A 12,256-nucleotide genomic window follows, 5' to 3' on the forward strand; every position below is an offset into this window, starting at 1 on the left:
ATCCGAAGGGTGACCCACTCTCCCGGCCACACCACCGGAGACCGACCTACACGTGAGCCCGTACACACACCGTCACGTCAGGCCGTACGCGGACAGCATGGAGGCGATCATGTCGTCGATCGCGCGAATGGCAGCGATGATCTGGTCCTCGGTAAGAGTCGGTGGAACGGTGTCCATCGGCAGCCCGGCTGCGGTCAGCTCTCGCGCCTGTCGCAGCAGGATGCCTTGCTGGAGGTGAAGCTGAACTTTCTCGATGCGTCGCGACTCTGTGGCGGGCAGGAGACGCCTTCTGACCACGAGGAGGTCATCCATTCTCCTCAGTTCCGGCCGCCAGTCCGATCCGGGATCGTGGTGGCTGGCCAGCAGAAGCCGTTCCCGCCGGAACCGCAACTGGAACAAGATCGAGTCGGTGGAGTCGCTGCGGAAGGCAGGGTGGTGCAGGTCGATGTCGAGTGCGCGGCGGTCGGAATGCCGACGTGCGACCGCCACGCTGAGCAGCGCGAGGTCCTGGTGCTGGCGTTCGCTCACCATGCCTGACGCGAGAGCCGCATACCGCGTGATGGCGGCAAGGATTGTTTTGGCGTCGCCGGTCGAGATCATCTGCCATGCGTAGGTGATTCCCTCGGCCAGGAGATCGGGATCGAACTTGTTCTCCGCGTCCAGACTGGACATCGGTCCAGGCTGCGTAGGTAGCACACTGGCCGATTCCACGAGCCGGTGGCCGGTGATGAGCACAGTGTGCCGATCGGGTTGCTGTCCAGGCTGACGGGCGGCCAGGGCAGCCCGTTGAAGGCACAGCAAGACCAAGGGCAAGGCAAGCCGCGACCGGGTGAACTTGCGCCCGTCCAGACCGCGCAGCGGTGTCCCGTCGAAGTCATGCGTGGGTTCAGGGTTCGTCTCTGGGGCCAACCGCGAGGCGATGAGGGCGACCCCGACCAGCGTCCGCGCGTCCGCCTTGTCTCGTGCCTCGCTGGCCGCGTCAGCCAAGCCCCGATGTATTGCGATGTCGCGTTCCTGTGGGTGAAGACGCAGTATCCAGCCGAGTGCGGGATCGCGGGCCAGCGACTCCAGGCCAAGGCGCTCGCCCTTTCGCGGCAGCCCGGTCAGCTGAAAGGCGAGGCTGGTGGTGTGGCGTGCGGTCAGTTCCTCGGCTACCAGTTCTGAAGCGTCATGTCGCCAGTTGCTGAGGGTGGCCCGGCTGGCGGCCAGATCCTTGGAGCCTATGGGCCGCAGGTAGTAGCGGGCGAGTTCGGCCAGTCTGTCCCGGCTCTTGGCTGAGGTGGTCTTGCTGATGACCTCCGCGATCCGGTCGCTGATCTCGTCACGCACCCAGCCAGGCAGCCGGACGCGTTGTGCCCCGGAAGCGTCGAGGATGGTCAGTTCACGTTGATCACGCGGCACCAGCCATCCGGCGTAGTCGGCATCGACAGGACCCCAACCACGACGGACGGCTTCCAGAAATGCCAGGAACGCCGGTCCCACGGCTAGGAATTTAACAGAACTGAAAGTTTGGCGCTGTCACGTTTCGCTGTCTGGCGGTCACGGATGCAACATCGCATCGTGACGTCGATGGATGTTGGTAGGTGAATCCATTTCGCTACGGGGTCCGATCCGCTAGCGGATGATCATGCGCCCCGGCCGGGCGTGACACGAGCCTCCGTCCGGCCGGGTGTCAACAGCCAGGCGTCGATGACCGGAAGGAGGGCACGGCGGCATGGACCGGGAAGTGACTCACGAGCGGCAGATCATGCTCGTCGCTGTTGACAAGCCGAAGGCGGGACTCGCGCAGGAGGCGCAGGCGATCCTGACGGCACACGCGCCCAACGCGGGCGGCTTGTGCGTCGGCTGCTACGAGTTCGCCTGCATGATCGCGACATTTCCGTGCTCGCAGGCGCGGTGGGCGCTGAAGGCTGCCGCGCCTTGTGCTGCTGAGGGCGGCCGGTCGTGAACGCGCTTGGTACGCCGATCCTGGCGGTATTCAGCGAGCCTCGCGAGCGGATCTACCGGGCGTTGCTGGCCGAGCCGGGGCGGGACTGGCGGGTGAGCCAGTTGGCCGAGCGGGTGCCACAGGTGTCGGTGGAGGCGGTCCGCACCACGCTCTACCTGCTGCTAGGTGACCGACTGGTCGAGGTGGTACCGCATCAGCGGAGCCTGACCTTGCGCCTCAACGACAAGGGGCGGGCCATGCTGACGCAGATCACGGCTGGGTGGCGGCGCTCGCGTGACTGCGGTGGGGGTGCGTCGTGAGCGTTGTGCGGGCGAGGGTCGCGGCGCAGGCGCTGGCCGGGCCGGAGGAGGCGCGGCGAGTGATCGAGGCGCACCTTCGATCGGATGTCGGTGGCCGGTGTCTCGCCTGTGGGGAGTTAGAGCCGTGCCGCCAGCGCGACACCGCGCACGCGGTGCTGTTCGGCCATGCCAGACAGCTTCCCCGCCGCCGCCCGATGGAGCTGATCGGCGCACGTGGCGACTTCGCCAGCGGCGATGGGCATCCGTTTGACGCCTTCGGCAGGTCAGCATGACCGCGCGACTTCGCTGGTGCGTGCCTGGAGTGGTCCGCGCGGCACTGCATGCCGCGCGGACTACTCCACGGCCGCCAGGAAGCCCGGATTCACGTTCGTGCAGGTTGCCTGCTGGATGTTGTGAAGGAGTTCGCACCGTGGGCCGTGCCCTGAGTCCGTTGACGCCGCACGCCTCCGTGGCCCACTTCTTCGGCGCGGAGCTTCGCCATCGCCGCCTTGCCGCAGGGCTGTCGACCCGCCACCTCGCGCCCAGAGTGCTGGCCAGCCCCGGCCTGCTGGACAAGGTCGAGCGGGCGCAACGATTCCCCTCCGTCGACCTGGCTGCTCGCTGCGATGCCGAACTCCACGCGGACGGGGCGCTGACCCGGCTGCATGGCCTGGTCGTGGCCCAGCGCGAAGCCACCCGCCCCCACGCCCGGCGTGCAGGCTCGGCCCATTCCGAGGTCGCCAGGTTTGTAGAAGTCCTGCAAGCGGCGCTGGCCGACTTCGCCACGCCGGTCCAACGGGAACCTTCCGACGGGCTGATGGAGCGCATCGACCTTCTTTTGGCCACCGCCGGCCCCGACTCGTCACCCTCGCCGCTGAAGCGGAGGCGGCGATGAGCAGCGAGAGCGCGCAGGCGCGGATCTACGCCCGGCTCGCCGAGGCCGCCTCCGGCATCGGCCTGGAGGTGCGCACGCACGCCGACCTTGACGGCGCGTCGGTGGCCGGGCCGGTGGTGGAGGCATACGTGGTCGCTGTTCCGCGTAGTGGCTTCCAGGTCGAGATGTGGCGTCCCAACGGCCGCAACCCGTACGAGATCAAGCGCTGTGGTGACCTCGACGAGGCGGTCACCGTGGCTGTCGCAGCAGCGACGGGCAGGCGACGCTCGGCGGTCGCGGCCCTCGCCGACCCTGGGGAGGACAAATGAGCCTGGCAACTACCGAGACGCACCCGCCACCGCTCCAGCCGCGAGTGCCGATACCCCCGGAGCCACCGCGGCCGATATCGATGGTCGGTGACCGGTTTCGCACGGTGATCGCACAACCGGCGACCTTGTGCAACCTCGACTGCGGTTACTGCTACCTGCCCGACCGCAAGCGGCAGACCTTGATGCCGGTGAAGGTCGCGCAGCGGCTGGCGGTCTCGATCGCCGAGCAGGGCAGCGAGTCTGCGGTGGAGTTGGTGTGGCACGGCGGTGAGCCGCTGACCACGCCGGTCGCCCACATGCGGGCGCTACTGACCGAGCTGGAGCCGCTGCGCTGCGACGGGCGGCTGGCGCACGGGGTGCAGACCAACGCCACCTTGATCAGCCAGCCGTGGATCGAGCTGTTCACCGAGTACAGGTTCCGGGTCGGGGTATCGATCGACGGGCCGCAACCGATGAACGCTACCCGCGTCGACTGGGCCGGGCAATCCAGCTTCGCCAATACGATGACCGGCATCGAGCGGCTACGGTCGGCGGGGATCGAGTTCAGCGTGATCTGCGTAGTCACCGCCGCCACGATCGGCCGGGCCGACGAACTGCTGGACTTCTTCGCCGACCTGGGCTGCGCGTCGGTCGGGTTCAACATCGAAGAACAGGAAGGGCTCAACGCCCACCGGCAGCAGGTCACACCCAAGCAGGCGCAAGAGTTCTGGGCGGCGCTGTGGGCGCGGCGCGGACAGTTCCCGCACCTGCGCATCCGGGACCTGGACCGGCTGCGCGGCTGGCTCGGGCACACGCGCTCGGCTGGTGCGCAGCCGCCGGGTGTGTACGACCCGATCCCCACCGTCGCGGCGACCGGGCAGGTGGTCGTGCTGTCACCGGAACTGCTCGGCGTGACCGCCCCGCAGTATGCGGACTTCGTCATCGGCAACGTGCTGACCGAGACACTGCCGCAGATGATGGCCCGCCTGCACCAGGTCGGCTACGTCGCCGAGTTCGACGACGGGCTGCGCCGCTGCGCGGCTGAGTGCGACTTCTGGGCCTTCTGCGGAGGCGCCCAGGCCGGCAACCGGTTCTTCGAGCACGGCCGGTTCGACACCACCGAGACCAACTACTGCCGTACCACCTATCAATCCGTCGTGCGCTCCGCGCTCGACCACACCAGGAAGGGATCCACATGACCATCCTGCAACTGCTCGCCCGCGCCGACGCCGACGCGCTGGCCAGCCTCGGCGTCACCGAGGCCGCCGCCACCGTGGCGCTGCCGCAAGGCGCGAAGTTCGACAACCGGCCGACCTGGGACAACGTCGGTCCCAAGTTCGACAACCGGCCCAGCTGGGACAACTGGAACAAGAAGTAAGCCTCGGTGGCGGCGGCCTGGCATCGCCCGGCCGCCGCCCCGCCCGGACTTAAGGTGAATCATGCAGATCCGCACTGTGCACGACCTCAAGGTCATGCTGCCCGGCGATGAGCCCGACGACCTCGAGGTGCTGGACCGGCTCCCGCGCGACGGCGGATCGATCACCGAGCAGGTGATCACCGGTGACGTGCTGGCGCGGGCCAGCCTGACCGGCACCACCATCGCGCGCTCGTGGCTGACCAGCGCCGATCTGAGCTCGGCCACCTTCACCGGCGTCAGCCTGGATCGGTGCGTGCTGACCGGCTGCACCCTGATCGGAGCCCGGTTCGACACCGTCACCTTCAAGAACGTCGTGTTCGAGAACTGCCGCCTCGACTACACCACCTTCCACCAGGTCAAGACGGCCGGTCCGGTCGCATTCGTCGGCTGCTCGCTGGCCGAGGCGACATTCACCGCCAGCAGCCTGACCGCCGCCGCGTTCGTTGGCTGCAAACTGTCCGGGCTCACGCTCGACGGCTGCGACCTGCGCGGAGCCGACCTGCGCGGCAACGACCTGACCGGCCTGACCGGCGCGACCGCCCTGCGCGGAGCGACAATAGGCCAATCCCAGGTGGCGGCGCTGGCCGAGCTACTGCTACACGAACTGTCGATCAACGTCGCCGCCGACCCACGCTAACCCGGGAGCCACGTGACCCCCCACCAGCCGCAAGCGCGGCGCAGCCTGCCCGACGGCATCCGCCTGCCCGACGAGATCACTCAGCTCACGCTGATCGCCGAGCGGCCCGGCAGCCGCGTCTGGAAGGTGGCCATGGCCGGGGGCGATGTCGTCGCGGTCAAGTACACGACCGGCGAGGCGGGCCAGAGCCGATCGTTCGCCCACCGGGAAGCGGCCGTGCTCACCCACGTCGACCCCGACCGGCTCTTCGCGTTCAGCCACACCGCCCATGGGACGTGGCTGGCCGTCGAGTGGGACAGCTCACCCAGCCTCGCCCACCGCTGGCAGCACGCCGATACCCACCGATCCGCCGCCCTACATGCCGCCGCGCAGGCCGCCACCACCCTCGCCGCCCTGCATGAGGCCGGCTGGCGGCACGCTGATCTCCAACCCGGCCACATCCTCGTCCCCGAGCACGGCCCGGCCCGGATCATCGACTGGGCAATCGGGCAAGGGCCAGCCGACGACCTTCCCGCCATCGCCTACCGGGGCGGGTACGCGCACCTCACGGCCCCGGAGATCGCCGCGCAACTGCTCGACACCCCCGCCAGCCACCACGTCACGCTCACCACCGCAGCCGAGGTCTACACCTTCGGCGCGACCGTGTTCGCCTCGTGGGCCAAACTCTGGCCGCGCGACTACAAGGCCAATCCGGCCAGCCTGAACGCACCCGAGATTTACACCGCGATCACCGACCCGGCCAGCCTCCGGCCCATGCCCGAAGGCTGGCCATCCGTGGCGACGCTGCTGACTGCGACCCTCGACCCCAACCCGGCGAACCGACCCACCATGTCCGAGACCCGTGACGAGCTGATCGCACTCGCCGATCATCAACGGCCATCACCATCCAGCCGCCATCCGCGGGTGTGGTAGCCGGGGTTCGTGGCGCTAGGGTGCTGGAGTGTCAAAAGTCCTTCGTGCGGTCCGGCGGATTCTCGGAGCGCTAATACCCGTTCGCCGAAAGATCGCGCCGAAGGACACTGTGCCGCCGACGGGAGGTTGTGAACCTTTGTATCCTTCACTCGCGCTGAAGCCTGGTTCCTATAACGGGCACTTTCATGTGGACGGAAGGTGGCTACCCGGCGAGATCGAACTAGGTGCCGGCCGAGCCGTAAAAGTCCAGATTATCGATGATGAGCGCAGGTGGGAACCTGGCAGCTTTCCTCAAGATATGCCTGTGATCCACCGCCTTGAGGGGAGGCTTTGGAGCAACCAAGATCTGGCTCTGTTCGGTGTCTCGATGGACAAGGTGTTCCCTGGCCGCTATGTGGGCTTTGCCGCGTTTGCTCTAGCCGGTCTCCAGACGAATTCAGCGCTTGACCATCTGACGCGCATGGAAGTTCAGATCGAAGGTCTTGACGAATTCTTCGACTTCGCACCACTGATTGAAGTTCACATTCCGCAGGGTGATGGGCGTATCTACTCCGCCGAATTGTCTACCGAGTCCGAGATGGCATGGGCTGGATCGGGAGTTACGATCGAATCCAAATATGCCTGCAAGCTTGTTAAGTTGGATTTCTACAACTTTCACGTTTCCTTCGCGCCTGTCATGTCTTTCGACGGCGACCCGATGACGGCTGATGAATGGCTCGATCAGTGGCTCAGACCGTTTGCGAGCCTGCTCTCTTTCGCTGCCGGCAAAGTCTGTCGACCGACCTGGGTTCGATTTACCGGTCCAGCCGACGACAGGGGGATGCGCGCCATCAGCGTGCAACTGTTCGGCTCGGGCATCACACAGCTTCCGTACGACGCGACCAAGCCGATCTATTACGAGGAAGGGGACAAGCCACTTTTCACCAGAAAGACTCTGCCTACCGACCTTCCTGCAATGATCAAGCGTTGGGTGGAACTGCAGAAATCCGAGAATCCGTTTCCAGAGCTGGTTCGACTAGCCACCTTTCAAGATCTTCCTACTCGTGCTCGGTTCCTCTATCTGGTGCAAGCCCTAGAGGCACTGCACACCGTGGAAAATGAGACACACGATTTGCAGCGTCAAGAAAAGCACGATGCCGCACGAGCTCGACTCCTCGCGGAGATCGAAGAAGCACTCGGCCGCCCACTGTCATCGGCGAAGAAAGACCTGATTTCAAAGAAGCCGATGGACAGCCTTGACCGAAGGATTGACGGCCTACTTGCCGCAACTCCAGAACCAGTTGTCCATGCGCTGCGGCATGATTCGTCGGATCCTGTGGTCAACTTTTATAGGGAGGAGGGCAAGACCATCAGGTTCGCGGAGGTGGTTCGCCGTCTCCGTAACGATCTGAGCCACGGCAACCACATGCCAGAGAATCTAGATCTTCAAGGCTGGGTGCAACGAGTGGATGTTCTTGCAAGAGCGCAGATGTTGCGGCTCATGGGGTTCTCGCCCGAGCAAATTGGCGAGCGGCTTGGTGGTTCCGCGTAAAGATCTGCGCGCCCGCACTGGCGATCAGAGCTCATGAGGCTCAGCCCTCCTGCCACCCTCGGCACGGACGAGTGAACCGTCTGCAGGACGGAGCATGGGTCTCGACCTGGTGGCGGCTCGGAAGGGGTTCTCAGGCCGTAGATCGAGGTTGAAGAGGGGCAGCGCCCATGGGTCTCGAGCCCTGCCCCCTCGTCCAGTTACGCCGCCCTGCGTGCCGCGCGGAACTCAACCAGCACCGCGAGTGTCAGCCGCGTCTTGTCCTCGCGCACGCGGCCCCCGAACGCCTCGATGGCCTGCTTGTCGGTCACCTTCACCTCGCGGACCAGGCCGGGATGCTCGATCGGGGCGGGGTGCTATTCGGCGGCGCGGCCGGGGTGGCAGGCTGGAGCCCGTGAGCGAACGTGACGCCGTTGACCTGCCCGCCGATGTGGCCGCGGCTGCATCCGAGCGCGAGCTGGCACGACGGCTGGCGGATCGGCGGGCGTGGCGGATCGCGCGCAGCGCGGAGTTCGCCCTAGAATTGGCGATCTTGCCGGGGCGTCGGTGGGAGTCGTCGAAGGGTGCCACCCTCGCATTGATGACGCGGGTCAGCGCGGTCCCGGCGATCGAGGAGGCCGTGTTCGCGGTGTGGGATCTGGCGCGGGAGGAGCCGCCTCCGGGCCGGGATCGCGTGTACGCCGCGCACGGGGACGAGGCTCCGATTGTGGTGGGGCACGCGGAGTCGGCGACGCTGGTGGCCCGTTCCGGCGGCCCTGTGCTGGTCATGACCGATGCGTTGGGTAAGACCGTGTGGCGGGTCGAGGGCGACGAGGTGTGGGTGCAGGATCTGGCAGAGATCTTCCGGGAGCTATGGGAGGTCACCCACGGCCGCCCGGCGGTCGACGAGTCGCAGATTCCGCGTATGCCGCGTCTGCCGTGGCACCGCGACTGACCGCCTTCGGGCGTCCGCTGGCGGAGCGTCGCACGCTGATGCGGTAGAGGGCGGCGATGGCGTCCTCGGTGCGGCTACGGCGCTTGTAGGCCGCCTCCACGCTCAGGCCGACGTCCGTGGCGGCCTCGGCAAGGTCTTCGCGGTCGAGCAGGGTGCGGGCCATCAGTTCCAGGCCGAGCGGGTCGAGGCGGCGGCCGGCGGCGGTCAAGTCGTCGGCGATGTCCTCCAGGGCCTCGGTCCAGTTGTGCGAGCCGCTACCGGGGGTGGCGGTCGGGTCTGGCAGCAGGAGGGCGGCTTCGGCCGGGAGGTGGGTCCGGCGGGCCTTGCGCTGCTTGCGCGCGTTGTACTTCGCGGCGTCGGCGAGCCGGTTGGCGATGTTGGGCCTGCTGGCGTCGATGTTGGCGAGCCGTTTGAGGAAGCCTTCGATCAGGTCGGCGTTGATGTCGCAGCGCTCGTGCAAGGTCTCGGCGCGCAGGCGGTAGTCGATGCGGCGCAACGGCTTCAAGGCGAATCCCAGGGCGAGCAGCCGCCACACCCGCCCGTTCTCGCCTGGCTGGCGCGCGTGGGCGACGATGGCGGCCCACAGGTCGTCGGTGGGCAGCTTCTCGACGGTACGGCGTTCGAGTTCGGCGCGCAGAAGCTCGGGCGTGCAGTCGAATGGAGGCCACTGGCCGGTCAGCGCCGTCGCGGGGATGTGTACGCGCTCGGCGAGGGTGAGGAAGACCCGGTCGAGCCAGCGCAGGATCGGCCCCTCGGCGGCGAACTCCGGGGCGAGGGCGGCAGGCTCCACGTCCACGATTGTCCCGGCGACACGCTCGCGACAGAGGCCGCTCGGCCCGCTGACAGACCTCAACAGATGTGAACTGGATCACGTCAAGTCCAGAATCCCGCGATCCGCCTACCCCTTGGAGGGTGGACGGACCTCTCCGTCCGGACCCCCGCCGCACGATCTGTCAGGAAGCAGAACCTGACAGGCAGCCTCCGGCTTCCGGCCACAGAGTGCCCACTACCTGCGCTGTTAGAAACCATCAGGTTTCGTCAGGTTCGGGCCGCGTTCGTTTGACCTGACTGGCCGGTACTGAGTGCAGCGACAGCTCTACCGATGATCACCACCACCCGCGGCCCGCGCCCGCGTGGCCATGACGAACAGGAGTCCGCCCGTGCGTACACCGCTCGACCGCATCCGATCTTGTTCAAGCCCCGAGGAGGACGATGGTTAGCACCCAACAGCCGCTGACCTTACCCGACACTCACCCAACGCACGCCCAACAGCCAGCGTCCGGGCCACCCAACAGTCATGCCCTGCAACCCAACAGCTTTGCCGCGCAAGGGGTTCGGCCGCGCGGGGAGCGCGTCGAGGGCATCGTGCAGACGGTCATCATGCTCGCGATCGGCGCCGCCGCCGGGGCGGCCAGCTTCAGGCACGTTCACGATGTGGCGGCGGCGCATGGTCAGCCTGGGTGGCTGGCGTGGGCGGACGCTCTGATCCTGGAGGCGGCCTCCGTGGCGGCCGGCCTGGAAATTCGCAGACGCAAACGCCGAGGAACGTCCGTGGCCTTCCCGGCCACGGTGCTCACCGTGGCGGTGGCGCTTTCCCTTGCCGCGCAGGTGGTCGAGGCGGAGGCGTCGGTCATCGGCTGGATCGCAGCCGCGCTGCCCGCGCTGGGGTTCCTGGCCATGGTGAAGATGGCCATGGCCCGCGCGGATGCCAGTCCCGTCCCGGACACGACCGCGACGCTCGTCCACGGCTCCTGGCCGGTCCGGGACGAGCAACCGCTCGTCCCGGACATCGGGGCTCTGGTCCCGGACGGCGCGGACGAGACCCGGACCGTCCGGGACCGTCGCGGTCCGTCCCCGGACGTGACGGGGCTCGTCCCGGCCGCCCGTGCGGCGGCCAAAGCCCTTGCCGGACAAGGAGCCGTCCTCAACCGCACCAGCCTGGCCGCGCAACTACGCGCGGACGGGCATCAACTGTCGACAGCCACCGCTACCGCGCTCGTCAGACTGCTGCGGGCCGAGCCCACGCCCGACCTGTTAGCCACCGCAGACGAGGCCGCATGACGCCCACGCCCACCTGTCAGCACGCCGCCGGCACGAGACGCTTCTGCGCGTTCAGTCGCGCGACGATCCACATTCGACTTGCCTCGCCCCGGAAGGGTCCAACCATGATCACTCTCACCCACCTCACCCAACAGTCCGTCCGAGTCGGACCAACAGGAGCCGATGCCTTGTCCTGCATGACTCTCCGCGCTAACGGTCTCGGTGACCGTGGCGGGGTCGGTGCTGGTCTCCGTCTTGGTGTCCGTCTTGACACCGACCCCCAAACCGACCCCCTCCACGACCTGACAGCGCAGGTCAGCGCGCCCAACAGCGCTTCGCGAAGTATCCAGACAGACCCTGTCTGGGGTCTCCCCCGTAGGGGTGTGCGTGAACATATCCGCTAAACGAACAAGCACCGTGCCGCCGCTGCTGCGGCTGCAAGTCCGCATCACTGGCCGAGACGACCGGCTCCTGGGCTGGCTCTACGACCACGGAGCCCTGACCACCGACCAGATCGCCAAAGCCCTGTTCCCCTCACTCGACTTCGCCCAACGCCGCCTGCTCAAGCTGACCAGCATGGGCGCGGTCGGCCGGTTCCGGCCCAACAAGCCCGATGGAGGCTCCTACCCGTACCACTACGTCCTGGCACAGGTCGGCTACGAGCACGTCATGGGCCAGCGCGGCCTCGGCCTACCACGGCGCGATCAAGCCAAGCGCCGCTACCAGTCACTGATCTCCCGCCCAGACCTGCCGCACCTGCTCGGCGGCAACGGCGTGTTCATCGACCTGGCCGCGCACCAGCGCACCCACCCCGGCACGAGGCTGGTCTCGTGGCGGCCGGCGTCGGCCTACCACGAGCCCGGAGCCTTCTTCCGCCACGGCTCCGACCACCGCCTCATGGCCCCCTCCGGCCTACCGCGGCCGGACGGAGCCGGGGTGTGGGCCGAAGGCGGACGGGCGGTGCCGTTCTTCATCGAGTACGACACCGGCACCGAACGCCTCGACCTGCTCACCGACAAGGCCGCCAAGTACGGCCTACTTTTCGCCTACGCCCACACGTGGAGCTGGCCCGTCCTGTTCGTGCTGCCGAGCGTCCTGCGCGAGCAGCACTGGCACGACCGGCTCCACACCGCCTACAAACAGCCACCGGCCATCATCGCCACCACCGCCGCCGACTACCTCACCCACACCGGCAAAAGCCCAGCCGCCGACGTGTGGCACCTGGTCGGCGAAGGCGGCCCCCGGCGCAAGCTCATCGACCTGCCCTACCTCGACCCCGAACACGACACGACGTGGCAGGGCACCGCCGAGCGCGATCCGCTGGCCAGCCACGGGTAGCGCCTCTGCCGGACCCTCCCTGCGACCCTCTGCCGGTTAGGA

Annotated in this window: 15 protein-coding genes; 13 read left to right on the forward strand and 2 right to left on the reverse strand. The window is 67.4% G+C overall.

Going from position 1 to position 12,256, the window contains the following annotated elements; all coding sequences use genetic code 11:
• Positions 1 to 72 precede the first annotated feature (72 nt).
• Positions 73 to 1,482, reverse strand: a complete 1,410-nt coding sequence (locus AB0M47_RS11310; RefSeq protein WP_363411792.1) for a hypothetical protein — start codon at positions 1,480 to 1,482, stop codon at positions 73 to 75.
• Positions 1,483 to 1,714: 232 nt separating this feature from the next.
• On the opposite strand from AB0M47_RS11310, the gene AB0M47_RS11315 reads away from it, so the two are divergent.
• The 11 genes from AB0M47_RS11315 to AB0M47_RS11365 all read left to right on the forward strand — a co-directional run bounded on the left by AB0M47_RS11315 (position 1,715) and on the right by AB0M47_RS11365 (position 8,836).
• Positions 1,715 to 1,948, forward strand: coding sequence for a hypothetical protein (locus AB0M47_RS11315; protein ID WP_363411794.1), 234 nt, complete (start codon positions 1,715 to 1,717; stop codon positions 1,946 to 1,948).
• The gene (locus AB0M47_RS11320; RefSeq protein ID WP_363411796.1) at positions 1,945 to 2,247 is read left to right on the forward strand and encodes a hypothetical protein; all 303 of its coding nucleotides are present in this window, start codon (positions 1,945 to 1,947) and stop codon (positions 2,245 to 2,247) included. Before AB0M47_RS11315 ends, AB0M47_RS11320 begins: the two co-directional genes overlap by 4 nt.
• Positions 2,244 to 2,519, forward strand: a complete 276-nt coding sequence (locus AB0M47_RS11325; RefSeq protein WP_363411798.1) for a hypothetical protein — start codon at positions 2,244 to 2,246, stop codon at positions 2,517 to 2,519. Before AB0M47_RS11320 ends, AB0M47_RS11325 begins: the two co-directional genes overlap by 4 nt.
• 137 nt (positions 2,520 to 2,656) lie before the next feature.
• The gene (locus tag AB0M47_RS11330) at positions 2,657 to 3,121 is read left to right on the forward strand and encodes a helix-turn-helix domain-containing protein (protein WP_363411800.1); all 465 of its coding nucleotides are present in this window, start codon (positions 2,657 to 2,659) and stop codon (positions 3,119 to 3,121) included.
• The gene (locus AB0M47_RS11335) at positions 3,118 to 3,429 is read left to right on the forward strand and encodes a hypothetical protein (RefSeq protein WP_363411802.1); all 312 of its coding nucleotides are present in this window, start codon (positions 3,118 to 3,120) and stop codon (positions 3,427 to 3,429) included. Before AB0M47_RS11330 ends, AB0M47_RS11335 begins: the two co-directional genes overlap by 4 nt.
• Before the next feature lie 80 nt (positions 3,430 to 3,509).
• On the forward strand, positions 3,510 to 4,607 hold the full coding sequence (gene amcB / locus AB0M47_RS11340) for a cyclophane-forming radical SAM peptide maturase AmcB (RefSeq protein WP_363411950.1): 1,098 nt from the start codon (positions 3,510 to 3,512) through the stop codon (positions 4,605 to 4,607).
• Entirely contained in the window at positions 4,604 to 4,786 is a 183-nt protein-coding gene (amcA, locus tag AB0M47_RS11345) for a multiple cyclophane-containing RiPP AmcA (RefSeq protein WP_363411804.1), read from the forward strand. Before amcB ends, amcA begins: the two co-directional genes overlap by 4 nt.
• A gap of 61 nt (positions 4,787 to 4,847) precedes the next feature.
• A complete protein-coding gene (locus AB0M47_RS11350; RefSeq protein WP_363411806.1) occupies positions 4,848 to 5,462 on the forward strand; it encodes a pentapeptide repeat-containing protein in 615 nt (204 codons plus the stop codon).
• A gap of 12 nt (positions 5,463 to 5,474) precedes the next feature.
• Entirely contained in the window at positions 5,475 to 6,374 is a 900-nt protein-coding gene (locus AB0M47_RS11355) for a protein kinase (protein ID WP_363411808.1), read from the forward strand.
• A gap of 28 nt (positions 6,375 to 6,402) precedes the next feature.
• The gene (locus AB0M47_RS11360) at positions 6,403 to 7,905 is read left to right on the forward strand and encodes a hypothetical protein (RefSeq protein ID WP_363411810.1); all 1,503 of its coding nucleotides are present in this window, start codon (positions 6,403 to 6,405) and stop codon (positions 7,903 to 7,905) included.
• Positions 7,906 to 8,296: 391 nt separating this feature from the next.
• Complete coding sequence (locus tag AB0M47_RS11365; RefSeq protein ID WP_363411812.1) at positions 8,297 to 8,836, forward strand: hypothetical protein; 540 nt, start codon at positions 8,297 to 8,299, stop codon at positions 8,834 to 8,836.
• Here the strand turns inward: AB0M47_RS11365 and AB0M47_RS11370 are convergent.
• Complete coding sequence (locus AB0M47_RS11370; protein WP_363411814.1) at positions 8,763 to 9,626, reverse strand: hypothetical protein; 864 nt, start codon at positions 9,624 to 9,626, stop codon at positions 8,763 to 8,765. The two genes, AB0M47_RS11365 and AB0M47_RS11370, sit on opposite strands and share 74 nt — an antisense overlap.
• Positions 9,627 to 10,201: 575 nt before the next feature.
• Between AB0M47_RS11370 and AB0M47_RS11375 the strand changes: the two genes are divergently transcribed.
• Both AB0M47_RS11375 and AB0M47_RS11380 read left to right on the forward strand, forming a co-directional pair.
• Positions 10,202 to 10,897, forward strand: coding sequence for a DUF2637 domain-containing protein (locus AB0M47_RS11375; RefSeq protein ID WP_363411815.1), 696 nt, complete (start codon positions 10,202 to 10,204; stop codon positions 10,895 to 10,897).
• A gap of 366 nt (positions 10,898 to 11,263) precedes the next feature.
• Positions 11,264 to 12,214 carry a replication-relaxation family protein gene (locus AB0M47_RS11380; protein WP_363411817.1) on the forward strand — a complete coding sequence of 317 codons (951 nt, stop codon included), beginning with the start codon at positions 11,264 to 11,266 and terminating at the stop codon, positions 12,212 to 12,214.
• The last annotated feature ends 42 nt before the right edge of the window (positions 12,215 to 12,256 follow it).

The sequence above is a fragment of the Hamadaea sp. NPDC051192 genome (assembly GCF_040682475.1).
Lineage (GTDB): Bacteria > Actinomycetota > Actinomycetes > Mycobacteriales > Micromonosporaceae > Hamadaea > Hamadaea flava.